This is a genomic window from Lichenicola cladoniae (genome assembly GCF_013201075.1).
Lineage (GTDB): Bacteria > Pseudomonadota > Alphaproteobacteria > Acetobacterales > Acetobacteraceae > Lichenicola > Lichenicola cladoniae.
Map to the genome: position 1 here is coordinate 2,355,993 of NZ_CP053708.1, position 26,288 is coordinate 2,382,280.

Genomic DNA, 26,288 nt, shown 5'->3' on the forward strand with positions numbered 1-26,288 from the left:
TGGCCGACAGCACGTGACAGCCGTTTACACAGAAGCACTTTGGCGATGAGTTAATTGTTGGACACGAGTGGCGGCAGCCCCAAGTTATTAGCAGCACGCCCTGAGAATACTGTCCCAGACTATTAACTTCTGCGCCGTTCAACAGCGGTGCCATCGCCATCGTACGCCGCGTGCGCCCTGGCGGTAAGGCAACTACTCCCCAGATAATGCAAGCATGACCGACATCCCGAGAAATACCGGGAAACTGATCGCACCCGCTCAATTACACTCTGTCAATGCTGACCGTCAGAATCCGAACATGTGGTCCAGCGAGAACGATCCTTCGTCATCCATCAACCCGTGATAGCCGAACAGGCGACAGGTCGTGTCACGGATCAGCACGTAGCCACGCGGTCCCGCCAGCCCCAATTCCTCGGCGCTGAACAGCTTGTGTGGCCACACCATCATCGAACCCGAACACGCGATTTCTATCGGCCGCTCGGCGACCAGCTCGCCGGCGCTGTCATGCAGCAACAATTGCGTGTTCGACCGCGGGTGCCACTGCGCCGACGACGGATACATCATCGCCGCGAAACTATGCCGCCGCCGGTCCCCGAGACGCAGGAACAGTCGCGTCGACAAACCGGGGGGTGGCCCGGAATAGGATTGCGGCTCGTCGAGGTAGGTCATCGCAGTGTTGAAGATGTGGGCCCCGAAACTGGTCTCCGCGACATGTCCGCTGCTCAGGCTTTCATACCGCACCAGTGCATGCAGCCACCCATCCGCACTTCCACCGTCACGGAAGTCATAGACCAGGTCGGCATGTCCTTCCGGTGCACCGAGCTCCGCAAGATCGAATGCGACGTCATGATCCCGCGGCAGGCGCCCCAGGAACCGTTCCGCCACCTTGCGGCCCTCGACGTCGAACACGTCGAGCCGCAGCGGCAGGTCCACCTGCCGCTCGCCCATCGGCGTCGGCTGCACGATGCTGCGGAACTGGTCCGGCGGCAGGATCGGGAACGGCAGCAGGTAGCCCCGCCCCAGCGACGGCGGCAGCAACGGAATGCCCGGGTCCGCCCTCAGGTCCGCCCGCTCGACATTCAGGTGCGCGATCCGCTTCCGTCCGGTCCGCGTCACCTCGTAGCGTGGCCGCACCATGTGCCGGCCGGCGCGCAGCTCGATCTGTGCCGGCCATTCGAGCCCCGGCAGATGCGCCGCCACATCGACCGCGATGCTCGCATAGGCCGGAACCTCGAACGGCAGCACGACCGGCGCCTCGGCACCCATGCGGTCCAGGCTCAGGGCACCGGCCGGGATCGGCACGGCGTGGCTGTTCTGCACCCATAGATTGACCGTCTCGTCCGCACGCGGTGCCGGCAGGTTGGCATAGCGGTCCGACGGCCAAGCGTTCGCATCGTGCGTCACGGAAAGGCTGCGCCCGCCCGCGCCCTGGCCGTTGTCGTAGGTATCGAGCGCATATTTCACGACATCATGGCCGGCGACGCCGATCGCATGGATGAAAAGCTGCCCCGAAAACTCGGGAAGCTCGAAGCGCCGGCGGACCTCGCCGCTCTCGATCATGATCCCGCCCGGGCCAGACGGAACCGTCTCTTCCCAGGTCGCGAGCGGCCGTCCGGATCCGTCGAACAGGCGCAGCCACAGCCGGACCTGCCGTGCACCGTAATTGGCCCAATAGTTCGCACTCACCAGCCGGGTCGACAGCCCGTCCGCATCGCGAAAGAACGCGTAGTTCGTCGCGAAATTCAACCGGTCGAGATACGCGCGCGACCCGGTAAGCATCTCCGGCTTCAGTCTAGCCTCGTCCAGCGTCACGACCTGCATGCCCTGCGGCACCATCCCACCCATGCGCGCCAGGACCCGGCCGGCGTCGAAACTGGCGATCAGCAGCGTCGCCGCGCGCGACCCGGACAGCTCCGTCAGCGGCCGCGCACTCGTCCCGAGCGCATCCCGTCCGACCGACGACACATCCTGCACATACAGTTCGGACACGCGCGGCATGTCCGGATGCAGCGCGAACAGCATGTCGGCCGCCCCGTCCGGATCGAACACCGCCAGGCTGCCCTGCCGGCGCAAACGGTCCCCGAGTACGGAAAGAGCCTCGGCTGCCAGCGGATGGGCCAGTGCCTTGTAGAGGACGTTGCCGCCCTGGCGCGCATCGTAGGTCTGGATATCAAGCATTCGTCTATACTTCCTGCTCGGGATACCGGTTTGGACCCGTCAGGCCCAGCCTCCGGCACACCTCGTCCGCAATTGCGTCGCTATCGTCCAGGGGCGTCGCGTCCCACGTTTCCAGCCTGCCGTTGAACGGTCGAACGCGACCGGCGTCAATCAGGTCCCGCAGGAACAACCCGATCCGGCGCGAGCGTCCCGGCAACTCAGCGACCAGAACCGGCGCGTGCGTCGCGGCCGCTTCCGACACCATCGAGACACTGTCCGACGTGACCACGATCGCGTCCGCGCAAGCGAGCAGCCCGAGATAGGGGTTCTGTCCCTGCATGTCCCAGATCCAGGCGCCGAGCGGCTGCAATGCGCCCTCCAGGATGCCGCGAACTTCGGTTCCGGTGCGCCGGGATGGCGTCAACGCGATCCCGACCCGATCCGTGCGCATCATCGCGGCCAGGCCGGCGGCCAATGCGTGCGCCTCCGGTGCGCCGAGCCTGAACCGCCCGTTCGCGCCGCCGACCAGCACCGCCACCAATGGTCGCGGCAACCCGGCAAGCCGGTCCTGCCAGACCAGCCGTGCCTCCTCCAGCACCGGGGGCGTCACCCTATGCAGCGCCGTCCGGGTCAGCAGCACGTTCGGCCCGGTGATCTCGTCATGCCGGTTGGCGACCACGAGATCGAACCGGTCGAGCTTCATGCGCGGGTTCTGGATCTGCACGACGCGGCGGCCACGCTCGCGGCGGAGCGCGGCCCCGATCGCACCGCCGGTCCCGCCTACCGTCAGCACCAGCCCGTCGGCCAGATCATGCAGACCGCCGACATGATCGAGCGGCTTCGGCCAGAAGCGCGCCGGCATCCAGGTCCAAGGCCTTTCCGAGCGCAAGGTCCGGGTCGCGGCCGTGACCCCGATCCGTTGTGCCAGCCCGAGCGCCTGCGCCTCCAGCCCGGCATAGCCTTCGGTCAGGATCACCCCCGGGGTCACCTCTTGCGGTGCCGCAGCCCCGGCACGCGTCTGGTTTTCGCGCTGGTCTGTCGGCTGCACCATATCGTTCTGCATGCCGCGCTTGTGGGAGCGCCCCGATCCTGCGTCAATCTGCGGCGCCACGACCCTGCCCGGCCCAATCTGCACATAATCTTGACAGGCGCCTGACCGCACCGCCAAACATCGCCGTCCGAGGCGGGGCTTCTGCCCGCGGAAGGCCATTTCCATGACAGATTTCCGCTCCCTCGGCCTGGCCGATCCCCTGCTCGATGCCCTGCAGAGGGCTGGCTACACCGTGCCGACGCCGATCCAGGCCCAGGCGATCCCGCCGATCCTGGCAGGCCGCGACGTCCAGGGCATTGCCCAGACCGGGACCGGCAAGACCGCCGCCTTTGCGCTGCCGATCCTGCACCGGCTGCTGGCGAACCCGAAGGTCGCCAACCCCCATACCTGCCGCGCCCTGATCCTGTCGCCCACCCGCGAGCTCGCGAGCCAGATCTGCGACGCGGTCCGCATCTATGCCCGCCGCACCAAGCTGCACGTCGCCACGATGTATGGCGGCGTTCCCAAGCCGCCGCAGTCGAAGCACGCCGCTGCCGGCATCGACATCCTGGTCGCCACGCCGGGCCGGCTGCTCGATCACATGTCCGGCGGCACCATCAGCCTGGACGAGACCGAGATCCTGGTCCTGGACGAGGCCGACCACATGCTCAATCTCGGCTTCTTCGAGGACGTGGAGGACATCGTTTCGCAGGTTCCGCACATGCGCCAGACCCTGCTGTTCTCGGCAACGATGCCGCCCGAGATCGATGCCCTGGCCCGGCGCATGCTGCATAATCCGCTGCATCTGGCGGCGAGCCCCGAAGCCACCACCGCCGACCGAATCGAGCAGCGCGTCATCTTCGTCGAGGCCGGCGCCAAGCGTGCCACCCTGATCGAACTGCTCAAGCGGGGCCGCATGACCCGCACCCTGGTGTTCACCCGCACCAAGCAGTCCGCCGACGAGGTCGTCGAGGCCCTCGACAAGGCCGGCATCCGTGCCGCCTCCATCCATGGCGACAAGAGCCAGCCGCAGCGTGACCGTACCCTGGCGTCGTTCCGCAAGGGCGGCTTCCCGGTGCTCGTCGCAACCGACGTCGCCGCGCGCGGCATCGACCTCGACGGCCTGACCCACGTGGTCAATTTCGACCTGCCGGAGGTCCCGCAGGCCTACGTCCATCGTGTCGGGCGCACCGCCCGTGCCGGTGCCGCCGGCATCGCCATCACCCTGTGCGCCGCGCCCGAACGGCCGCTGTTGCGGGCCATCGAGAAGCTCCTGGGCACCCGGTTGCGGGTCTACGAAGTCCGTAGCGCCGCCTGAAGCGCCTGCCCTGGCCGCGCCTCCAAGGGCTCGGCGCCCAACCGATCATCCTGATTCCCCCCGACCCCTCGCCCAAGCACCTGGCTGCCGATCCCGTTCATCAGTTCGGTCGCCACACCGAGCCATCCCCGGCGCGGGTCGGACGGTGCCGCCTCCAGGGCTGGTGGCCTCGTCAGCAATGTCTCGATCGCCCGCCGCAGGTCGCTCGCGTCCGGCGCACACATGATCGCCAGATGTTCGTGGCGGAACTGCTCGACCAAGCCGCCCACGCGGGTCGCCACCACCCATCGTCGCGCGGCGATCGCGGCGGCGGCCACACCGCTCTGGCTGGCCTCCCGGTAGGGGAGGATCACCGCGTCGGACCAGGCGATCAGGTCGGCAATCTCGGTCTCCGGCACCCAACGGTTTTCGACCGTCACGCCGGGTAGCCCCGCCAGTCGCGACAGCTCGGCGCTGGCCGGTCCCTGCCCGACCACCCTGACCTCCACCCGACCGACGAGTCCCGCAGGTGCCAGCGCCTCGGCCAGCAGGTCGAGGCCCTTGTAAGAAAGCAGCCGCCCGAAGCAGAGCAGTCGTACTTTGCCACCATGCGCGAGCGGTGCAGCGGGCTGCGGCCCGAACACGAACGGCGGCAGGCTCGCCATCAGCAGCGTCCGCGCTCCGATGACACCTTGTTCGGCAAGCCTGTCGGCGACGTGCCTGGTCAGCGCGATCAGCCCGTTCGACCGGGCCATCAGCTGCCGTTGCAGCAGCATCTGCATCATCGACCCATCGCCCGGATGCCGATCCGCGTCATGCACCACTACCAGGAACGGCACGCGGAGCCGCTTCAGCGCGGACGCCATCTCAAGATCGAGCGGCCCCGGCATCGCACAGATCGCCACATCGGGCGCCAGCGCCGCGATCCTGCGGAGCAAAGACCGCCGGCGAAACGGCGCCGCCAGCACGCGGGCGACGAACCCGGGAGCATTCCGATAGGTGGAGACCGGCAGCGCCACATCCGCCGGTGAATGGGCGTTCAGCATCTCCGCCCCTGTCGAAAGCGATAGCATCGCCGTACAGTCGGGAACCCGGGCCAGGCCCAGCACCATTTCCGCGGCAACGCGCGGTCCCGCCCCACGGCGTCCCCATTGCCACACCAGCACCCGCGTTCCCGAGCGGATCGGACCGTCGCTCATGCAGCGCGGTCCCGATCCTGGCGCGCGTCGCCGTTCCGGTCCCGGACACCGATCGCCGCAAGTGCCGCCAGCAACCCGTCACCGCCCAGGCGGGCCTGGGCGGCCTCCCAGGCAGCGCCACCGAGGGCCCCGCGACGCGCCGGCGAGTCTGCCAGTTCGCGCAGGTTCATCGCCGCCTGACCGACATCCGCTTCCGCCCAGACCGCTCCAGGCGCCTCGAATACCCGGCGTGGGTCCTGCGCCGGCACCAGCCGGTATCCGATCGGCACTCCGCACCCCGCGTCCAGGAACTCCGACGTGGCCGACCAGTCGGTCGCGATCACCGGCCGCCGCAACAGCATCGCCTGCGCAGGCACCAGCCCGAATCCCTCGCTGCGATGCAGCGACAGCACGATGTCGCAGGCCTGCGTCAACGCGTGCATGTCGGCCTCCGGGAACATCCTCGTCTCCAGCCGAATATTTGGCGCACCGGCGATCGCCTGCTGCAGGAGTGCCAGATCGCCCGGATGATGTTCGGAGTTTCCAACCTTCAGCAGCAGCAGCCGGTCCGAACGATCACCGAACGCCTGCTTGAACGCTGCGATCGCTGCCAGCGGGTTCTTGCGCGCGAAACTCGACGCGAGACTGAACGACGTCAGCACCACGACCACGTCGTCGGCCAATCCGAATGCCTGTCGGTCGAGCCTGGACGCCACCGGCGGCACCAGGGCCACCGCGTGCGGCACGACGCGAATGCGGCCGGGAAGCAGCTTCTCGAATGCGGCCGCCGTGAAGCGCGACGGCACCCAGAGTTCGTGAACATATGCCAGCGCCGGATGCCAGCTGACCGGCACGACCGGCAGCTCCCAGGACCAGTTCCCGACGATACGCCTTCCCCGCACGCGACGCCGGCCGAGTCCGGCGAGCGCTGCCGGAAACTGCGGCGCATTCACATGCAGGATGAGAGCCGCCCGGTCCGGCCATCCGGCAGCGCTGTGTCCGGCTTCGACGGCCCGTTCGGCTCCCGGCAACCGCGGACCGGCCTCGATCGCGGCATTGGCCACCCCGAGCCGCTCGAGCGCCTGGCTCATGATCCGCGCCCCCTCGCCAAGCCCCGAGGCCCGTCCGATCTCGCCGCCGACCACCACGCCATCGCAGGCGGGCGGCGGCACCGCATCCGGCTTCGGAGCAACCCAGGCGGTTGCCCGCGCAAGCCAGAGCCGGCGCGTCGAGGGCGGCAGCATCTGCCAGGCCCGGTGCAGCGGATGCAGTGCTGAGTTCGGTGTTGTCATGGTGTTCACCCGACACTGGATGCGCCTGCATTTCCCGACAAGAGCGTAAAGGGAAGCGAACGGTAACAGCAACACCGCGGCGAGCCATTGCCGCACGACCTCTCCCGTATAGACTGCCGCCATGCGAGACACGCCGCCTCAATCGACGACCGGCATCCTGGCGAAACTCGTCGGCTTCGACACGACCAGCCGCAACAGCAACCTGCATCTTATCGACTGGATGCGCGGCTATCTCGATGACCATGGCGTCTCGACCCGGATCACCCACGACCCGACCGGCACCAAGGCGAACCTGCACGCCGTGATCGGCCCGCCGGTCGCAGGGGGCCTCGCGCTGTCGGGTCATGTGGATACCGTGCCGGTCGAGGGGCAGGATTGGAGCAGCGATCCGTTCACCCTGGTCGAGCGGAATGGCCGCCTGTTCGCGCGCGGCGCCGCCGACATGAAGGGCTTCGTCGCCTCCGCACTCGCCGCGGTGCCCGACCTGCTGGCGATGAAGCTGGTCCGCCCGGTCCACCTGTTCATCAGCTTCAACGAAGAGGTCGACTGCGAAGGCGCGCGCATCCTGGTGCAGGATCTCGAAGCCGGGGCGCTCAGGCCCGCTCTGTGCATCGTCGGCGAGCCATCGATGATGAAGCCGATCATCGCCCACAAGGGCCGGCTGTCGGTGCGTGTCACGGTCAAGGGCCGTGGCGGTCATTCGAGCCAGCCGGCGCTCGGCGTCAATGCCATCCACGCCGCCGCCGAGGCGATCGCCCGCATTGCAGCCGAGTCCCGCCGGCTCGCCACCTCAGGCCGGCGCGAGGCCGGCTTCGAGCCGGAACACAGCACGATCCATGTGGGCCTGATCGAAGGCGGCTCGATCCTGAACATCATCCCGGATCGCGCCGTGTTCGAGATGGAGTGGCGAACCATCCCCGGCGACGATGCCTATTCCGAGCTCGCCGCACTCCAGGCCTATGTCACCGATACGATCGAGCCCTGGATGCATGCGGTCGATCCAAACTCCGGCTTCCTGTTCGAGCCGCTGCACGACCTGCCGCCGCTTTCCCTGGACCCGGGCCATGAGCTGGTCGACCTCGTCAAACAGGCAAGCGGTGCCAACCGGGAAGGCAAGGTCAGCTACGGCACCGAGGCCGGCATATTCCAGAATTCGGGCATTGCGAGCATCGTCTGTGGCCCCGGCGACATCGCGCAGGCGCACAAGCCCGACGAGTGGGTGGCGCTCAGCCAGCTCGAGGCCTGCGACGCCTTCATCCGCCGCATAGCCTCGCGGTGCACCCGTCCATGACCGACACGCCCGAACCGATCGGGCCGGATGCCACCAGCACCGAGCTGACGCCGACCGATAGCTACGATCAGGCGAATTTTTCCGGACTGGCGCATCGTCTCGCCCATATCCCGCCGCTGCCGCGCTTCGACGTGCGCCTGCGCCCGCCAGATCTGGCGCCATGGCTGGCCGGCAATACCGGCACCCGCGGCGTCATGCAGTTCGACTCGGGTCAGGCTGGGCCGCATGTCGCCGTCACCGCCTTGATGCACGGCAACGAGTTTGCCGGCGCGATCGTGCTGGACGAGTTGCTGCGGCAGAACTTCCGGCCGCTGCTCGGCAAGCTTTCGATCGGCTTCCTCAACCTGGCCGCCTTCGATCGGTTCGATGCCACCCAGCCGACCGCCTCGCGCTTCGTCGAGGAGGACATGAACCGGCTCTGGGACCAGGCCGTGCTGAACAGCTCGCGTCAGTCGGTCGAACTGAACCGTGCCCGCGAGCTGCGCACCCTGTTCGACAGCGTCGATATCCTGGTCGACCTCCACTCGATGCTCTGGCCGTCGGACCCGCTGATCCTGAGCGGCCCGACCGCCAAGGGCCGCCGCTTCGCCTGCACCCTGGGCACGCCTTCGATGGTGGTGTCCGACCAGGGCCATAACAGCGGCCCGCGCCTGATCGACTACCGGATGTTCGCCAACCCCGACGATAGCCGGGTCGCCTGCCTGATCGAGGCCGGCCCGCACTGGGAACCGATCACCGTCGACACCGCGCGGATCGCCGTTCGCGCCCTGCTGTGCGGCGCCGGCATGGCGGAAGCCGCGCCGCTGCCCGGCCCGGTCCCTCGCCAGCACTGTGCCGAGGTCACGCGCGTGGTCACCGCTTCCACCGCCAGCTTCAGCTTCATCCAGTCGTTCCGGGGCGGCGAGGTGATCCGCGATCGCGACACCCTGATCGGCCATGACGGTGCCCAGGAGATCCGCACCCCTTACGACAACTGCCTGCTGGTGATGCCGAGCCTGCGTCCAAGCAGGGGGCATACCGCCGTCCGACTGGCCCGGTTGCTGCCCGACATCTAGGCGATAGGTGTTTCGCCCATATCGGCATGCTGGCCTCACGCCGATATGGGCGGCGCCGGCCCCGCCTTGGCACGCAGGGTGCAAGGCGGGGCCACTTGCACAAACGTTCCGACGACGGCCCAATGCCTGGGACGTCCAATTTCAAACACAAGAATGAACAGGGAGAGACTCGCACCATGTCCCAATCGACAGAGGTGGGAGCTGCGTCGCCGCTTTGGCGCTGCAAGTCCATCGACCAGATGCAGCAGGGGGGCGTCTATGACGATGCCGGGCCCAGCCTGAAGCGGGCGCTCGGCCCAGGCGCGCTGGTGGCACTCGGTATCGGGTGCACCATCGGTGCCGGATTGTTCTCGCTTACCGGCATCGCCGCGTCAGAAAATGCCGGCCCGGCCGTCGTGCTGTCCTACCTCATCGCCGCGATCGGCTGCGGTTTCGCTGGGCTCTGCTATAGCGAGCTCGCCAGCATGATCCCGATCGCCGGCAGCGCCTACACCTACGCCTACACGACCCTCGGCGAGTTCGTGGCCTGGATCATCGGCTGGGACCTGGTGCTGGAATATGCGGTCGGCGCCGCGACCGTCGCGGTCAGCTGGTCCCGCTACCTGGTCAAGCTGCTCGGCACCTTCGGCATCTCCCTACCGCCCCGCCTGTGCGCCTCGCCGTTCGAGACCGTCCACCTCGCCGACGGCAGCAGCGCCGTCGGACTGATCAACCTTCCCGCGGTGTTCGTCATCGTGGCGGTCTCGATGCTGCTGATCCGGGGCGTCTCGGAGTCGGCTCGCGTCAACAACGTCATCGTCGCGATCAAGCTCTGCGTCATCGTCGCGGTCATCGCGCTCGGCATCCCCTACATCAAGACCGCCAACTACATCCCGTTCATCCCGCCGAACGACGGGACCTTCGGCCATTTCGGCTTCTCCGGCGTGATGCGCGCGGCCGGCACCATCTTCTTTGCCTATGTCGGCTTCGACGCGGTTTCCACCGCCGCCCAGGAGGCGAAGAACCCCAAGCGCGACATGCCGATCGGCATCCTCGGCAGCCTCGCCGTCTGCTCGCTGGCCTACGTGCTGTTCTCCGGCGTGCTCACCGGCATGCTGAACTACCACCTGATGCTGAACGACCCGGCGCCCGTCGCCACCGCCATCGATCAGACCCCTTATGTCTGGCTCAAGGTCGCCGTGAATTTCGGCATCCTCTGCGGCTTCACCTCGGTGCTGCTGGTCCTGCTGCTCGGCCAGTCACGCGTGTTCTATGCGATGTCCAAGGACGGCCTGCTGCCGCCCTTCTTCTCGGCCGTGCATCATCGCTGGCAAACACCGTGGCGCTCGAACCTGTTCTTCATGGTCCTGACCGGCCTGCTGTGCGCGTTCCTGCCGATCAGCGAACTCGGCCACATGACGTCGATCGGCACCCTGCTGGCCTTCATCATCGTGTGCATCGGCGTGCTGATCCTGCGCTACCGCGAGCCCGACCGTGAGCGTGGCTTCCGCGTCCCGTTCGGTCCGCTGGTCCCGATCCTCGGCATCTTCTCGTGCTTTGCGATCATGGCCTCGCTCGACGGGCTGACCTGGGTCCGTCTCGTCGTCTGGCTCCTGATCGGGTTCGCGGTGTATTTCGGCTACAGCCGTCACCACAGCCGGCTGCGGCACGATCCGAAAGTCCGTCCGGCCTGAGACGCGGGTCTTTCGGTGCGGCCGTCTTTCGAACCGGATGGCCGCACCGTAAAAGATAGCTCCACCGCAACGGAGCTTCACTGATGACGGTCGGCCGCTTTCCGAACACCCGCCTTCGTCGCAACCGCCATGACGGCTTCACCCGCCGTCTGGTTGCCGAGAACCACCTGTCGGTCGACGACCTCATCTGGCCGATCTTCGTGACCGAAGGCGACGATATCGAGAGCGAGGTCTCCTCGATGCCCGGCGTGAAGCGCGTTACCCTGGACCGGCTTGCGGCGCATGTAGCCCCGGCAGCGCGCCTCGGCATCCCTGCCCTCGCTTTGTTCCCGATGACGCCGATCGAAAAGCGCGACGAGGAGGGCACCGAGTCCGACAACCCCGACAACCTGATGTGCCGCGCCGCCCGCCTGTTGAAGCGCGAGTTTCCCGACCTCGGCCTGATCGGCGACGTCGCCCTCGATCCGTACACAATTCATGGCCATGACGGCGTCATCCGCGACGGCTACGTGCATAACGACGACAGCGTCGCGGTGCTGGTGCGCCAATCGATCAACCAGGCCGAAGCCGGAATCGATATCCTGGCCCCGTCTGACATGATGGACGGGCGCATCGGTTCCATCCGCGAGGCTCTCGACCAACGCGGCCTGATCCACGTGCGCCTGATGAGCTATGCCGCCAAGTATGCCAGTGCGTTCTACGGTCCGTTCCGCGATGCGCTCGGGTCCGGCGGCCTGCTCAAGGGCGACAAGAGAACCTACCAGATGGACCCGGCCAACAGCGACGAGGCCCTGCGCGAGGTCGAGCTCGATCTTCTGGAGGGCGCCGACATGGTGATGGTGAAGCCGGGCATGCCATACCTCGACATCATCCGCCGGGTCCGCGACCGGTTCGCGGTGCCGACCTTCGCCTACCAGGTGTCCGGCGAGTACGCGATGATCATGGCAGCAGCCAACAATGGCTGGATCGACCGCGATCGCGCCATGATGGAGAGCCTCATCGCCTTCAAGCGCGCCGGCGCCAACGGTATCCTGACCTACTTCGCAGTCGACGCCGCAAGGCAACTCCGCGACACATGACCCGGATGCGCCGGATCCTTCTCGGCGTCGGTGCCACGATCGGATCGGTGATCCTGCTCGGCGGCGTGCTGATCGGCGGCACCCTGTGGCACACCCTGCCACCGGCGCACCAGACGCTACGCCTCGCAGGTCTGCGGCACCCTGTCTCGATCACCATCGACGAGCATGGCATCCCGCGGATCGATGCCGGCGATCTGGTTGATGCCGCGGTCGCCACCGGCTTCCTGCATGCACGCGACCGCATGTTCGAAATGGAGCTGATGCGCCGCGTCGGCAGCGGCCGCGTTTCCGAACTGGCCGGGCCGGCCGGACTGCCGATCGACCGGATGATGCGCACTCTCGGCCTCCGCAGACTGGCCGAAGCCGCCTACCCGATGCTGCCCAAATCAACCCGCGACCTGCTGGACGGCTACGCACGTGGCGTCAACGCCGCCATCGCCGCACGCGGCCGCTTCATCTCGCCCGAGTTCCTGCTGATCGGCGCCCCGGAGCCGTGGAGCCCAGCCGACTCCCTGCTATGGGGCCGGCTGATGGGGCTGAGCCTCGCCGAGAACTGGCACACCGAGCTCGCCCGCCTCGCCACGCCCGCCCACGTCGCACCCGATCGGCTGCTGAAACTCCGACCCGACCACGCCGAGACGCCGTCGCCCGAAGCCGCTCGCGCGGATCCTGACTTGTCCCGGCTCGCGAGCCGCTTGGCCGATGCGCTACCCCGGTTCCCGGCTCCCTACACGCTGCCAGAGGAAGCTTCCGACGAATGGGCGGTCGATGGCGCCCATAGCCGCACCGGCGCGCCCCTGCTTGCCGGCGACCCGCATCTGGCCTTCGGCTTCCCGAGCATCTGGTATCTCGTCCGCATCGCCGTGCCCGGCCATGTGCTGACCGGAGCCAGCGCGCCCGGCGTGCCGTTCCTGGTGATCGGCCAGAACGGGCATATCGCCTGGACCTTCACCAGCAGCAGCGCCGACTGCCAGGACCTGTTCATCGAGACCCCGCTTTCCGACGGACGCTATGTGACCCCGACCGGTCCGCAGCCGTTCCAGACGCGCGACGAACGCATCCGCGTGCGGGGCGCGCCGGATATCGTCATGACGATCCGGACGACGCGCCACGGCCCGGTCATCAGCGATATCCTTCGAGGTTCCAGCGGCGGCCGGATCATCGCCGCCGCAATGGAGAATTTGCGACCCGAGGATGCGGCTCCCGGCCTCGCGGCACTCGACGTCGCCGACGACATCGATGCCGCCGGACGCGCGGCCGCGCTGATCTCGACGCCGGTGCAGAACCTCCTGGTCGCCGACCGCAGCCGTATCGCCCTGTTCACCACCGGTGAGGTGCCGATCCGGCGATCCGGCGACGGCGGCGTGGCATCCGACGGCGCGGACGGCCTGCATGACTGGATCGGCCATGCCTCGGGCACCGCCCTGCCCACCATCGTCTCGCCCTCAAGCGGACGTATCCTCAACGGCAACGAACGCACCGCACCGCCGGGCTTCCCGGTCTTCATGGGCCACGACTGGCCTGCACCCTGGCGGGCCAGCCGGATCCGCACCCTGCTCGACGCCGCGCCGACCCATGACATCGACGATTTCGTCCGAATGCAGAACGACCCGACCAGCGCCTTCGCGCAACACCTGCTGCCGCCGCTACTGGGCCGGCCGCTTTACCTCGATCCCGCCAGCCTCCAGTTCCGCGCACTCTCTCTGCTTCGCGGCTGGGACGGCAGCATGGACCCGGTTCGTCCGCAGCCGTTGATCTTCAACGCGTGGATCCAGCGCTTCGTCGGCGACGTGCTGGCCCGCGAGGGGGTCCCGGCCGGTGCAGCCGGAAGCTGGGAGGATGTCGCCGACCTGCTGCTGCGTTCGGCCGGCAGTGCTTGGTGCGGCGGCGACTGCACCCCGATGCTGGCCGCGGCGCTCGACACGTCGATGCATGCTCTCACACCGACCCATGGCGCCGACCCGGCAGGCTGGCGCTGGGGCACAGCGCATCATGCGATGTTCGATAATGCGTTCCTGCGTGCGATTCCGCTGGTCGGCGCCATCGCCCACCGTGATATCCCCATAGGTGGCGACGACAGCACCTTGCTCCGCGGCGGCAGCGGCCTACTTGGTGATTTCCGGGCCGTGCACGGTGCTTCCTATCGGGGCGACTACGACCTCGCCGATCCGGAGCGGAGCCGGTTCATCGTCGCGCCGGGACAGTCCGGGAATTGGATGAGCAGCAACGCGTGGAATTTAATGCAGCTTTGGGCGGGGGGCTCTACCATGACGATCGGACACAGTGCCCGCCGCGTCGACGCCACCATCTCGCTTCTGCCTGCAGGCGGCTGAACCGGATGATGGATCGAACTGCGAGGAAGCCGACAGGAGACCGGACGCAATCGGCATGACCTACACACCGCCAAGACGCCCGCAATTCTTCTACACCACAGCACCATTGCCCTGCCCGTATGTCTCCGGGCGTACCGAGCGCAAGGTGGTGACCGAGATCGCCGGCCCCGACGCCGAGGCCTTGCATGACCGGCTGTCGCGCGCCGGTTTCCGGCGCAGCCACAACATCGCCTATGCCCCGGTCTGCCCTTCCTGCAACGCCTGCGTGCCGATTCGTATCCCGGTGGCGCGATTCGCGCCGGGTCGTACCCTGCGCCGCATCCTCAAGCGGAATATCGGCATCGACGGCTTCGAGGTCCCCGCTCGCGCGACGACCGAGCAATATGCGCTGTTCAAGCGCTACCAGCAGGCGCGCCACGGCGACGGCGACATGGCATCGATGAGTTTCTACGACTACCGGGCGATGATCGAGGACACCCCGATCGAGACCTTCCTGGTCGAGTTCCGCGATCCCGAGGACGAGCTGATCGGCGTCTGCCTGACCGATCGGCTCGGCGACGGGCTTTCCGCCGTCTACAGCTTCTTTTCCCCCGAGCTAGCCGACCGGTCGCTTGGAAGTTTTTCGATCCTGTGGCTGATCGACCGTTGCCGCGCCCTTGAGCTGCCGCACGTCTATCTGGGCTACTGGGTCGCAGACAGCCGGAAGATGGCCTACAAGGCCCGCTTCCGGCCGAGCGAGATCCTCAGCATGGGCGCCTGGCGCGAGCTGGAGCAGCAGCCGGACTGACCCGTCCGCGCCCGTGTGGTGCTAGGACCGCGGAATCCAGCTCGGCGCTGCCTTGCCTGGCTCGGCACGCTTGCCGACATAGATTTGTAGATCGGCCATGGAGCGTAGTTTCGCGCCCGGCACCCAGACCAGTCCCGGCTTCGATGCGAATACCCGGACCTCCTTCAGGCCTCCGTCCTTGTACTTCTGCAGCGTCGTACCGGTGCCGCGCCCGAGCACAGGCACCTCGCTCAACGGGAACACCAGCAGCCGCCGGTTTTCGCCGAGCACCGCGACCTGATCGCCGGCCGCTTCGATACAGGCCACGGCGGTCTCGCCCGGCTTCAGGTTCAGGATCTGCTTGCCTGTGCGTTTCTCCACCACCAGGTCCGCGGACTCGATCACCATCCCGCGCCCGCTCGATGCCGCGAGCAGATAGCGCGCGGCATCCTGCAGCACGAACAGCGCGATCACCTCGCCCTCGTTGCCGAGTTCGACCATCAGCCGGATCGGCTGCCCATCACCGCGCCCACGCGGCAGGTCGCCGGCCCGCAGCGTGAAGGCCCTTCCGTCGCTCGCGAACAGGCACACCCGGTCGGTCGTCTGGCACTCCAGCACGCCCAGATCGGGTCGCGGCCCATCGCCTTCCTTGAACTTCTGCGCGCCCAGGTCGATCTGGTGGCCGCGTATCGCCCTGATCCATCCCTTCTGCGACAGGATGACCGTGATCGGCTCGCGATCCAGCGCCATGATCGCCGACAGGTCGAACGGCTTCGGAGGATCGGCGAACGTGCTGCGCCGGTCGCCGAGTGGGCCGGAGCCGAACTGCTTGCGCACCCGCTCGATCTCCTGCCCGATTCGCTTCCAGCGCAGCCGGGGGCCGGTCCCTGTCTCGTCGAGCAGGGCATTCAGCTCGTCCTGCTCGTGCGCAAGCTTGGTATGCTCCTTGCGGATCTCGACCTCTTCCAGCCGGCGCAGGCTGCGCAACCGCATGTTCAGCACCGCCTCCGCCTGCAGCTCGGTCAGCTCGAAGGTCCGCATCAGCCCGGCGCGCGGCTCGTCTTCCTCGCGGATGATCCGGATCACCTCGTCGAGGTTCAGGTAGACCGCGAGAAACCCGTCGAGGATCTCCAGGCGTCGCTGCACCGCGCTCAAGCGATGCGCGCTGCGACGCTTCAGCACCACGTGGCGATGGTCGAGCCACTCCAGCAGGACCTCGCGCAGCCCCATCACCCGCGGCACGCCTGCGGACGACAGCACGTTCATGTTCAGTCCGAACCGGGTCTCGAGCTGGGTGGCGCGGAACAGCGTTTCCATCAGCACTTCCGGCTCGACGCCCTTGGTCTTGGGCTCCAGGACCAGCCTGATGTCGGTCGTGCTCTCGTCGCGTATGTCGCCCAGTAGCGGCAGCTTCTTCAGCTCCATCAGCTCGGCGATCTGCTCGATCAACCGGGACTTCTGGACCTGGTACGGGATCTCGGTGACGACGATCTGCCAGGTGCCGAACCGGCCCTCCTCGCGCGTCCAGCGGGCCCGCAGGCGGAACCCGCCACGGCCGGTTTCGTAGGCGGTGCGGATGGCGGCTGGTTCCTCGACGATCAGCCCCCCGGTCGGGAAGTCGGGACCCTGGATCTGGGCCAGCAAGGCGTCGAGGCTGGTGTTCCGGTCCTTCACCAACAGCAGCGCCGCCGCACAGACCTCGCCGGCATTATGCGGCGGGATGCTGGTGGCCATGCCGACCGCGATGCCGGCCGCGCCGTTCGCCAGCAGGTTCGGGAACGCCGATGGCAGCACGATCGGCTCGCTTTCCTCCCCGTCATAGGTCGGGCGGAAATCGACCGCGTCGTCCTCGATCCCCTCGAGCAGCGCCTTAGCGACCTCGGTCAGCCGGGCCTCGGTGTATCGCATGGCGGCCGCGTTATCGCCGTCGATCGAACCGAAATTGCCCTGGCCCTCGACCAGCGGATAACGCACCGCGAAATCCTGCGCGAGCCGGACCAGCGTCTCGTACACGGCCACGTCGCCATGCGGGTGATACTTGCCGATCACGTCGCCAACCACGCGGGCGCACTTCTTGAAGCCCGCGGTCGGATCCAGCCGCAATTGCTGCATCGCGTAGATCAGCCGCCGATGCACCGGCTTCAGCCCATCCCGGACATCCGGTAGCGACCGCGACATGATGGTCGACATCGCATAGGCGAGATACCGCTCGCTCAGCGCCTCGCTGAGGCTCGTATCCAGAATATGTCCTGCCACGTCGGCCGCCATCACGCTCTCCTCAATCAGACCGAACACCGGGAACAAACAGAGAAACCTGCCCTTGTCCACTCCCGGCCGACCTGCAACCTTCCCAGGTCTTCACTTCGGGCCCGCCGCATCATGTGCCGGCATAGCAGGATAGACCCGATCATGCCGGATCAAGCTGCCGCACCGCCTGCCGAATTTCCGTCCCGACCGGCACGCCGAATGCGCATCCTTGCGCTGACGCTCCTGGTGATCGCCGGCACCGTCAACTACCTGGACCGGTCCGCGCTTTCGATCGGCAATTCCAGCATTCGCGCCTCGCTGCACCTGAGCGACACCGAGATGGGCCTGCTATTGTCCGCTTTCGCCGTCGCCTACGGTGTGGCCCAGCTCCCGGTCGGCATCCTGATCGACCGCTACGGACCGCGCCGCCTGATGAGCATCGGCCTGCTCCTGTGGTCGGTTGCCCAGATCGCCGCCGGCTTCGTCACCGGCCTCGGCCAGTTCCTGTTCGCGCGCGTCGCACTCGGGATCGGCGAGTCGCCGATGTACCTGGCCGGCACCAAGGTCTGCTCGAACTGGTTCCAGGCGCCGGCCCGGGCCTTGCCGATCGGGCTGTTCAACGCCTCCTCGGCGCTCGGGCCGGCGATCGCCCCGCCGATCCTGACCTCCCTGATGATCGCCTTCGGCTGGCGGCCGATGTTCGTGATCATCGGCATCGCAGGCCTGATCGTCGCGGTATCGTGGAACCTGATCTATCGCGATCCTGAGCAATCCGGCCTTTCGCCGCAGGAACGAACGTGGATCCATGCCGAGGATAGCGAAGCCGACCAGGGGAAGACCCTCACCGGCTGGCCCAGCCTGTTCCGGGAAGCCAACACCTGGGGGATGGCGATCGGCTTCTTCGGCGTCATCTACCTGACCTGGCTCTATGGCACCTGGCTGCCGGCCTATCTGGAACGGGCCCGCCACCTGAGCGTGCAACAGGCCGGCATCTGGACCGCCGTTCCCCAGGCCTGCGGCTTCTTCGGCGCCCTGCTGGGAGGAGTCGCCGCACATACCCTCGCCCGTCGAGGGGTCGGACCGGTCGCCAGTTGCCGCCTGCCACTGGTGGTCGCCATGCTGATCACCGCAGCCTGCACCGCCGGCGTTCCGCTCGTCCATAATACCTCTGCCGCCGTTTTCCTGGTCAGCGTCGCGTTGTTCTGCGGCAGCCTCGCCTCCTCATGCGGCTGGGCGATGGCCGCCGTTGCCACCACGCCGGACAAGGTCGCGACGTTGGAGGCGATCCAGAATATCGGCGGATCGATCGGCGGCGCCCTGGCACCCGCCTTGACCGGCCTGGTCGTGCAACTCACCGGTTCCTTCACGCCGGCGCTGCTGCTCGCCGCCGGAATCTCGGCCGCGAGTGCCATCGTTTATCAGATCGGCACCCGTGATCGCCCAGCCGCCCCGGAAAGGATCACGTCATGAAAATCGGTTTCGTCGGCCTCGGCCCCATGGGAGCCGGGATGGCGCGCCGGCTGCTCGATGCCGGCCACGCGCTGAGCGTCCATAATCGTACGGCGTCCCGAGGCGATGCATTGGTCGAGGCGGGCGCCCGACGCGCAGCAACGCCGGCCGACGCTGCGCGCGACGCAGACTTGGTGTTCAGCATGCTCGCCGATGACCCGGCGGTGGAGAGCATGACGCTCGGTGCCGACGGGATCGCCGAAGGCCTGGCACCGGGCGCGGTCCACGTTTCGAGCAGTACGATCTCGGTGGCGTTGTCGGGAAGGCTGGCGGCGGCACATGCCGAGCGCAACCAGGGCTACCTGTCGGCGACGGTGCTCGGTCGTCCGCCTGCCGCCGCTTCGGGCGAACTGTTCGTCGTCGTCGCCGGTGATCCTGCCCTGCAGGCGCGCATGGCTCCGGCGCTGGAGGCCATCGGACAACGGATCTTTTCGGTCGGTGACGACCCGACCCGTTCGAACCTGGTCAAGCTTTCCCTCAACTTCCTGATCTTCTCGACCATCGAGCAGATGTCGGAAGTCTTCGCGCTGAACGAGAAAGGCGGCATCGCTCCCGCGACGATGCTCGAGATCCTGACCGGCAGCTTCTTCACCGCGCCGGTGCATCGCAACTACGGCAAGCTCATCGTCGAGCGGTCGTTCGATCCGCCCGGTGGCGCCATGACCCTGGCAGCCAAGGACACCGACCTCCTGCTTGAAGCAGGGAGCGCCTTACATGTTGCGTTACCAATGGGTTCGCTGGTTCGCGACCGGCTGATTGCGTCACTTGCAAAGGGCGAGGCCGGTCTCGATTTTTCTGCCTTCTCGCGACGGGCCCGCGAGGATGCCGGCCTGCCCGACTAGCGCGTTATCCAGTCGAACCCAGTCGTTCGACCGGCCAAAGACGCTGTTTTGCTCCCGAGCATCGGCTTCTCCGCCATGCCCACATCGTGGGCAGATGGCGGAGAAAGTTGCCGGGATAGTGCTCAGCGTCGGAAGGACTAGCTGGTCGGGACCGAAGCAACCGTCTTCAGGATGCGCGACGCGATCTGATACGGGTCGCCCTGCGAGTTGGGACGCCGATCTTCCAAATAACCGCGATAGTCGTTTTTCACGAAGCTATGCGGCACCCGGATCGAGGCTCCGCGATCGGCGACGCCGTAGCTGAAGCTGTGGATCGACTGGGTCTCGTGCAGCCCGGTCAGGCGCAGGTGGTTGTCCGGGCCATACACCGCGATATGGTCCTCCCTCGCATCCTCGAAGGCGGTCATCAGCTGCTCGAAATACGCCTTGCCGCCGACCTCCCGGAGATAGGTGGTCGAGAAGTTGGCGTGCATGCCGGAGCCGTTCCAATCGGTATCGCCGAGCGGTTTGCAGTGATACTCGATGTCGATCCCGTATTTCTCGGTCAGGCGCTGCAGCAGGTAGCGGGCGACCCACATCTCGTCGGCTGCCTTCTTCGACCCCTTGCCGAAGATCTGGAACTCCCACTGGCCCTTGGCCACCTCGGCATTGATGCCTTCGTGGTTGATGCCGGCATCAAGGCAGAGGTCGAGATGCTCCTCGACGATCTGCCGGGCGATATTGCCGACGTTGCTATAGCCGACGCCGGTGTAATAAGGCCCCTGCGGCGCCGGAAAGCCCCGGTCGGGAAAACCGATCGGCCGGCCGTCCTTGTAGAAGAAGTATTCCTGCTCGAACCCGAACCAGGCACCCGGATCGTCGAGGATGGTGGCCCGGCCATTCGAGGGATGCGGCGTCTCCCCATCCGGCATCATCACCTCGCACATGACGAGCACGCCGTTCTTGCGGGTGCTGTCCGGAAACATCGATACCGGCTTGAGAACGCAGTCCGAGCTCCGCCCCTCGGCCTGCTTGGTCGAGCTGCCGTCGAAGCCCCACATCGGAAGCTCGTCGAGGGCCGGATAGGTGTCGAATTCCTTGATCTGCGTCTTGCCGCGCAGGTTCGGCACCGGCGTGTAGCCATCGAGCCAGAGATACTCGAGCTTATACTTGGTCATGATTCTTCTCTTGTTCTTGAGGGACACCAGGACATCACGGCCATCGATCGTCTTCTCACACTAGCAAGGCAGCCATCACCAATGCAGTAAACGTGCCAAAAATGCTATAACAGGACTGGCCCGAACCAAAATCCGGTAAAGCGTCACCACACCCCGACACGCACGAGTGATTGGCAGGATTGCAGTCCGAACTCCAGCTGCTGCGTATAGAAGCCGAACCAAGTTCGAAAACAGTATTTCCCAATTTTATACACAACAGATGCTTGCATATTGCTACTAATGTCCCAGAGACATGCCTGCCAGCTATCGCGGAAACTATTGCATCGAGAAATTCCGTTCTAATTTAATTAGTTCAAATAAGGGAGAATTGTAATGAACGACAATCCGCATCTACTTGCGATCATGGAAAGCAAGATGGCGCAGGCTCGCCTGCAGCTACAACACGCCAGCTTCGACAAGGCCGACGATCTTCTTGCGCAGGTCAAGATCTATGCGGAAGCACTCAGAACCAAGTCGAGCACTCACTGATCAGGACCCGGGACCTGTCTCGCTGTCCGTCTCGGCCAGCGTCACCATCATGTCGTAGAGGCGCCCTCGTGCCTGCGGCAATGGCCGATGACGCTGGCCGAAGGCATCTCGCACCAGGAAATGTCCGGTCAGCCTGAGCCCATCCCGCCAGTCCGCCGCATTGCCCGGATCGGCGTCGTCTAGCAGGAATTTCGGCAGCCGCAGCAGGCGCTCTCGCCAGAGCCCAGCGCCCTCTTCGGACACGGCACGACCGCTCCGGGGCGAGACGAACGCCAGATTGTCGGACCCGCCACAGACCGCGCATTCCGTCAGGTCGAGCCCATACCCGAGTTCGGACAGCAGCGTCATTTCCCAGCGCACCAAGGCCGCCGGCCCCAGGCGTTCCCCTTCGTCGGGATCCAGGCTCAGCAACGTCAACAACCCAGCCAGCCCATGGAACAGCCGTGGATGGGCCTCGCGCTCGGGCAGGGCGCCGTCGGCCACCGCGCACGCGGAGCTCAGCATTGCCAGTGGCCGCGCAAATTGCAGCAGCCGCGCCGAGGATGGATGCACCAGCTCTGCGGTCAGGTTTCCCAGCATTTCCGGCAATCTGGCGACCCAGCGCGCGGTGATCAGGTTGCCGGCCTGCCAGTTGGCGATCTGGGCCCGCGAACTGCCGCCCCGGACCAGGCCGCGATAGGCCCCGAATTCTTCGCTCAGTACATGCGCGACCGCGCCGCCCTCACCATAGGACGACGCGGCCAGAACAATCGCAGGAGCCTCCCATTCCATCGGAGGCTCCTCTCATCAGGCGTGTATCAGACCTCGGGCACAGGTGCCGGCGCTGCCGGAACACCGGAAACCTTGGCGACTTCGGCTGCGAAGTCGGTGGTCTCCTTCTCGATGCCTTCGCCAAGCTGGAACCGGTCGAACCCGATCAGCTTGCCGCCGGCCTTCTGCACGACCGCCTTCACGCGGCTCTCGCCGTCATGAACCCAGACCTGCTCGAGCAGAACCACTTCCTCGTAGTATTTCTGAACCCGGCCGTTGACCATCTTCTCGATGATGGCTTCCGGCTTGCCGGACGCACGCGCCTGCTCGCTCAGCACGGCGCGCTCACGCTCCAGCGCCGCCGGATCGACCGCATCGACATCGAGTGCCGCCGGGCGCGTCGCCGCGACATGCATGCCGATCTGCCGACCGAGCAGCTCCAGCGCGTCACTCTCGGACGGTGCCTCGATCGCGGCCAGCACGGCGATCTTGCCGATACCCGGACGCAGCGCCGAATGCACGTAGGTCGCGACCACGCCGGACGTGACGCGCAGGACGCGGGCCCGGCGGATCGTCATGTTCTCGCCGATGGTGGCGATCAGCTGCGTCAGCTCCTCGGCCACGGTCTTGTCCGAACCCTGGATCTTCGACGCCTTGATCGCCTCGACATCCTCTCCGACGATCAGTGCTACCTGCGCCACGCCGGCAACGAATGCCTGGAAGCTCTCGTTGCGCGCCACGAAGTCGGTCTCGGCATTCACTTCGACCATCGCGGCGATCCGCGGACCGGACGCAACGGCGACCAGACCCTCGGCCGCGACGCGACCGGACTTCTTCGCTGCAGCAGCGAGACCCTTCTTGCGCAGCCAGTCGACCGCGGGCTCGATCTCGCCAGCCGTCTCGTTCAGCGCCTTCTTGCAGTCCATCATGCCGGCGCCGGTCTTCTCGCGCAGCTCTTTCACGAGGGCAGCCGTGATTTCCGCCATCTTGCTCTCCATAAGCAGATCGGCGCCCATCATCCTGCGATGGGGCGCGTCCCTGTTCGTCCAGTTCCTGGAAACCGCCGCCCGGGGATAAACCCGCAGCGGACGGCCTTGGTCTTACTCGGCTGCGGGCGTCGCCGCTTCGGGCTCCGCAACGGCCGGGGTGAACTCCTCGGCCGATACCAGCTCGGCAGTCGGTGCCAGCTCGGTCACCGCCGGCATCTCGGCCGCTTCGATTTCCGGCATCAGCTCGACCGGGAGTTCCTCGGCAGCACCGTAATCCTGGCCCGAGGCACCGAGTTCCGCCGAGATACCATCCAGCACCGCGGACGCGATCAGGTCGCAATACATGGTGATGGCGCGGATCGCGTCGTCGTTGCCGGGGATCGGATAGGTCACGCCGGCCGGATCGGAATTGCTGTCGAGGATCGCGATCACCGGGATGCCGAGCTTGTTGGCTTCCTCGACCGCGAGCTTCTCCTTGTTGGTGTCGATGATGAACAGGATATCGGGCAGGCCGCCCATTTCCTTGATCCCACCGAGCGACCGCTCGAGCTTCTCGCGATCGCGGGTGATCTCGAGAATTTCCTTCTTGGTCAGGCCCTGCGTGTCGCCGGAGAGCATCTCGTCGATCTGGCGCAGGCGCTTGATCGAGCCGGTGATGGTCTTCCAGTTGGTCAGCATGCCGCCGAGCCAGCGATGGTTGACGTAATACTGCCCGCAACGGGCGGCTGCCTCGGCCACATGCTCTGCCGCAGCCCGCTTGGTGCCGACGAACAGGACGCGACCGCCGCCGGCGACGGTGTCACGAACCGCCTTGAGGGCGCGATCGAGCATCGGCACGGTCTGCTGCAGGTCGATGATGTGAACCTGGTTGCGGATACCGAACAGGTATGGCGCCATGCGCGGGTTCCAGCGGCGAGTATGGTGACCGAAATGGACACCGGCCTCGAGCAGCTGACGCAACGTGAAATCGGGCATCGCCATGAGCGTGCTCCCTTGTCCTACTGGTTGAACCTCCGCGGGGTCTCGGTCCGTCTCCGGACACCAGAGGTAAGCCCCGCGTGCGAATTACCGGCCATAAGCCAGCGGGCCCGCGTATGCGCGCAACCGGCCTCGAATGCAAGCCAGGCAGGAAAAAACTGGACAACACGGTGCAATGCTGTCGTGAGGGCAAGCCTGCTCAAACCGCTCGCCGCAAGATCTCGATGAGCGCTGCGAGCGTCGGCTGCAATTGCCGGCGAGACGGGTAGTAGAGAAAGAACCCGGGAAAAGGCTGCGTCCAGTCTTCGAGAAGCCGCACGAGCCGGCCTGCCGCGATATGAGAGGCGGCTCGTTCCTCCAGAACATAGGCCAAGCCCAGGCCGTCGAGTGCCGCATCGACGGCAAGCTCCGGCTCGTTGACCGTGAGCGGACCGGCGACATCGACCGAAACGGCGTGACCATCACGGTCGAATTCCCAGGGTATGACGACCCCGCCCGCCCGCATCCGATAGCGAATGCAGCGATGATGTCGCAGGTCCCCCGGCTCATGGGGCGTGTTGCCGCCTGCAAGATAAGCCGGTGACGCAATCATCGCCATTCGCAGGCGGGGACCGACCCTGACTGCGATCATGTCCTGCTCGAGTTTCTCGCCCATGCGGATCCCGGCATCGATGGAAGCCGCAATGATGTCGCGGAATTCGTACTCGATCAGCACCTCGACCTGTGCCTCAGGGTATCGCCTGGCGAATTCACCCAGGATAGGTCGGATCACCGCTTCGTAGCCCTGGCGCGTGGCGGTGATCCGCACGATGCCCGTCACGGCGCTACGGTCCCGATCGAGCTCCTGGAGAGCATGTTCTACATCGCCAAGAGCCGGTTCGAGAGTTTCAAGCAGGCGCGCACCGGCCGACGTGGGCGCCACGCTGCGGCTGTTTCTTTGAAGCAGGCGTGTGCCGAGCCGCCGCTCCAGGCGCTTGATGGCATAGCTGAGCGCAGACACGGAAAGCCCGAGCCCCGGGGCCGCGCGGGTGAAACTCCGGGTCCGTGCGACGGCCGCGAAGGCTGCCAGGTCATCGAGCGTTCCTCGCTCCATCGTCGTCTCTCATTCAACGCCTCATCGCAATCATAGCGCCTAATCGTAAGCCGCAGCATTGCCTACCTTGTGGTTTCCATCGCCGCGCAATGCCGCTTGCACCGGTTGCCCGGCGTCAGATCATAGAAGGGGCACGATCATGCTTGAGAAAAATGCCGTCTGGCTTATCACCGGATGTTCGACCGGCCTGGGTCGGGCGCTTGCACAGCAGGCCCTGAAGGCCGGCTATCGCGTCGTCGCGACCGCGCGGGACCGGTCAGTGCTTGGCGAACTCGTCAAAGAGCATGGTGAAGCCGTGCTCGCGGTAGAGCTCGACGTCACCAGGCCTGACCAGATCGAGGCAGCGATCGCCGCGTCCGAAGCCCGCTTCGGCACGGTCGATGTACTCGTCAACAACGCCGGATACGGTTATTTTGGGGCGATCGAGGAAGGCGAGGATGCAGGCGTTCGCGCCATGTTCGAGACCAACGTCTTCGGCCCCTGGAACATGATCAAGGCCGTCCTGCCGGGCATGCGCAACCGGAAGACCGGTTACGTCGTGAACATCAGCTCTGTCGGCGGGCTGGTGACCTACCCGGCGGTCGGGTTCTACCACATGGCGAAATTCGCGTTGGAAGGACTATCCGAGACGCTCGCCAAGGAGGTCGCTCCCTTCGGCATCGGCGTGACGGTCGTGGAGCCGGGTGCGTTCCTGACCGATTTCCGGGGCGGGTCGGCGAAGCAGTCGAACATCCGTCTCCCGGCTTATGCCGATACGGCCGGCAAGGCGCGCGACAACGTATTCGCAGCGCACGGCAAGCAGGAGAATGACCCGGTTCTTGGCGCGCAGGCGATCATCACCGCGATCGAGGCAGCTTTGCCGCCGCTACACCTGGTAATCGGCGGTGATGCGCTCGACCAGATCCGGCAAAAAATCGTCGACCTGAAGCGTGATCTGGACACGTGGGAAGACCTGACCCGGAGCACGAAGTTCCAGAAGAAGTAGAAGCCGACACGCCTGCAGATCACCCGGCGACAGCGACGTCGGGTAATTTGCAATGCGGG

21 protein-coding genes are annotated in these 26,288 nt (G+C 66.2%); 11 read left to right on the forward strand and 10 right to left on the reverse strand.

The window, feature by feature from the left end:
* Nucleotides 1-285: 285 nt before the first annotated feature.
* The gene (locus tag HN018_RS10965; RefSeq protein ID WP_171835435.1) at nt 286-2,178 is read right to left on the reverse strand and encodes a hypothetical protein; all 1,893 of its coding nucleotides are present in this window, start codon (nt 2,176-2,178) and stop codon (nt 286-288) included.
* Nucleotides 2,179-2,182: 4 nt separating this feature from the next.
* Complete coding sequence (locus HN018_RS10970) at nt 2,183-3,220, reverse strand: mitochondrial fission ELM1 family protein (RefSeq protein WP_239479220.1); 1,038 nt, start codon at nt 3,218-3,220, stop codon at nt 2,183-2,185.
* Between the two features lie 151 nt (nt 3,221-3,371).
* On the opposite strand from HN018_RS10970, the gene HN018_RS10975 reads away from it, so the two are divergent.
* The gene (locus HN018_RS10975) at nt 3,372-4,505 is read left to right on the forward strand and encodes a DEAD/DEAH box helicase (protein ID WP_171835436.1); all 1,134 of its coding nucleotides are present in this window, start codon (nt 3,372-3,374) and stop codon (nt 4,503-4,505) included.
* Here HN018_RS10975 and HN018_RS10980 read toward each other — a convergent pair.
* Nucleotides 4,481-5,683, reverse strand: a complete 1,203-nt coding sequence (locus HN018_RS10980) for a glycosyltransferase (protein WP_171835437.1) — start codon at nt 5,681-5,683, stop codon at nt 4,481-4,483. The genes HN018_RS10975 and HN018_RS10980 overlap by 25 nt on opposite strands.
* Nucleotides 5,680-6,954 (reverse strand): glycosyltransferase family 4 protein, encoded by a 1,275-nt coding sequence (locus HN018_RS10985; protein WP_171835438.1) that lies wholly within the window; start codon nt 6,952-6,954, stop codon nt 5,680-5,682. Before HN018_RS10985 ends, HN018_RS10980 begins: the two co-directional genes overlap by 4 nt.
* 121 nt (nt 6,955-7,075) lie before the next feature.
* Between HN018_RS10985 and argE the strand changes: the two genes are divergently transcribed.
* From argE to HN018_RS11015, 6 genes are all read left to right on the forward strand, one after another.
* Nucleotides 7,076-8,245, forward strand: a complete 1,170-nt coding sequence (gene argE / locus HN018_RS10990; protein ID WP_171835439.1) for an acetylornithine deacetylase — start codon at nt 7,076-7,078, stop codon at nt 8,243-8,245.
* Nucleotides 8,242-9,300 (forward strand): M14 family metallopeptidase, encoded by a 1,059-nt coding sequence (locus tag HN018_RS10995; RefSeq protein WP_171835440.1) that lies wholly within the window; start codon nt 8,242-8,244, stop codon nt 9,298-9,300. Before argE ends, HN018_RS10995 begins: the two co-directional genes overlap by 4 nt.
* A gap of 176 nt (nt 9,301-9,476) precedes the next feature.
* A complete protein-coding gene (locus tag HN018_RS11000) occupies nt 9,477-10,973 on the forward strand; it encodes an amino acid permease (RefSeq protein WP_408886777.1) in 1,497 nt (498 codons plus the stop codon).
* 83 nt (nt 10,974-11,056) lie between these two features.
* The gene (hemB, locus tag HN018_RS11005) at nt 11,057-12,052 is read left to right on the forward strand and encodes a porphobilinogen synthase (RefSeq protein WP_171835441.1); all 996 of its coding nucleotides are present in this window, start codon (nt 11,057-11,059) and stop codon (nt 12,050-12,052) included.
* The gene (locus HN018_RS11010) at nt 12,049-14,385 is read left to right on the forward strand and encodes a penicillin acylase family protein (RefSeq protein WP_172443475.1); all 2,337 of its coding nucleotides are present in this window, start codon (nt 12,049-12,051) and stop codon (nt 14,383-14,385) included. Before hemB ends, HN018_RS11010 begins: the two co-directional genes overlap by 4 nt.
* 55 nt (nt 14,386-14,440) lie before the next feature.
* Nucleotides 14,441-15,172, forward strand: a complete 732-nt coding sequence (locus tag HN018_RS11015; RefSeq protein ID WP_171835443.1) for an arginyltransferase — start codon at nt 14,441-14,443, stop codon at nt 15,170-15,172.
* Between the two features lie 21 nt (nt 15,173-15,193).
* Here the strand turns inward: HN018_RS11015 and parC are convergent, their stop codons facing one another.
* Nucleotides 15,194-17,419, reverse strand: a complete 2,226-nt coding sequence (gene parC, locus HN018_RS11020) for a DNA topoisomerase IV subunit A (RefSeq protein WP_171835444.1) — start codon at nt 17,417-17,419, stop codon at nt 15,194-15,196.
* Nucleotides 17,420-17,560: 141 nt separating this feature from the next.
* On the opposite strand from parC, the gene HN018_RS11025 reads away from it, so the two are divergent.
* Entirely contained in the window at nt 17,561-18,868 is a 1,308-nt protein-coding gene (locus HN018_RS11025; RefSeq protein ID WP_171835445.1) for an MFS transporter, read from the forward strand.
* Nucleotides 18,865-19,749, forward strand: a complete 885-nt coding sequence (locus HN018_RS11030) for an NAD(P)-dependent oxidoreductase (protein WP_171835446.1) — start codon at nt 18,865-18,867, stop codon at nt 19,747-19,749. Before HN018_RS11025 ends, HN018_RS11030 begins: the two co-directional genes overlap by 4 nt.
* Nucleotides 19,750-19,886: 137 nt before the next feature.
* On the opposite strand, the gene HN018_RS11035 is transcribed toward HN018_RS11030, so the two are convergent.
* The gene (locus HN018_RS11035; RefSeq protein ID WP_171835447.1) at nt 19,887-20,906 is read right to left on the reverse strand and encodes a glutamine synthetase beta-grasp domain-containing protein; all 1,020 of its coding nucleotides are present in this window, start codon (nt 20,904-20,906) and stop codon (nt 19,887-19,889) included.
* Between the two features lie 372 nt (nt 20,907-21,278).
* On the opposite strand from HN018_RS11035, the gene HN018_RS11040 reads away from it, so the two are divergent.
* Entirely contained in the window at nt 21,279-21,434 is a 156-nt protein-coding gene (locus HN018_RS11040) for a hypothetical protein (protein WP_171835448.1), read from the forward strand.
* On the opposite strand, the gene recO is transcribed toward HN018_RS11040, so the two are convergent.
* The 4 genes from recO to HN018_RS11060 all read right to left on the reverse strand — a co-directional run bounded on the left by recO (nt 21,435) and on the right by HN018_RS11060 (nt 25,244).
* Complete coding sequence (gene recO / locus HN018_RS11045; RefSeq protein WP_171835449.1) at nt 21,435-22,205, reverse strand: DNA repair protein RecO; 771 nt, start codon at nt 22,203-22,205, stop codon at nt 21,435-21,437. It abuts the gene before it with no gap.
* A 26-nt stretch (nt 22,206-22,231) separates the two neighbouring features.
* On the reverse strand, nt 22,232-23,170 hold the full coding sequence (tsf, locus tag HN018_RS11050) for a translation elongation factor Ts (RefSeq protein WP_171835450.1): 939 nt from the start codon (nt 23,168-23,170) through the stop codon (nt 22,232-22,234).
* A 114-nt stretch (nt 23,171-23,284) separates the two neighbouring features.
* Nucleotides 23,285-24,154: a 30S ribosomal protein S2 gene (rpsB, locus tag HN018_RS11055; protein WP_171835451.1), complete on the reverse strand. Its 870-nt coding sequence runs from the start codon at nt 24,152-24,154 to the stop codon at nt 23,285-23,287.
* 196 nt (nt 24,155-24,350) lie between these two features.
* Nucleotides 24,351-25,244 carry a LysR family transcriptional regulator gene (locus HN018_RS11060; RefSeq protein ID WP_171835452.1) on the reverse strand — a complete coding sequence of 298 codons (894 nt, stop codon included), beginning with the start codon at nt 25,242-25,244 and terminating at the stop codon, nt 24,351-24,353.
* A gap of 139 nt (nt 25,245-25,383) precedes the next feature.
* On the opposite strand from HN018_RS11060, the gene HN018_RS11065 reads away from it, so the two are divergent.
* Nucleotides 25,384-26,229, forward strand: coding sequence for an oxidoreductase (locus tag HN018_RS11065; protein WP_171835453.1), 846 nt, complete (start codon nt 25,384-25,386; stop codon nt 26,227-26,229).
* Nucleotides 26,230-26,288 lie beyond the last annotated feature (59 nt).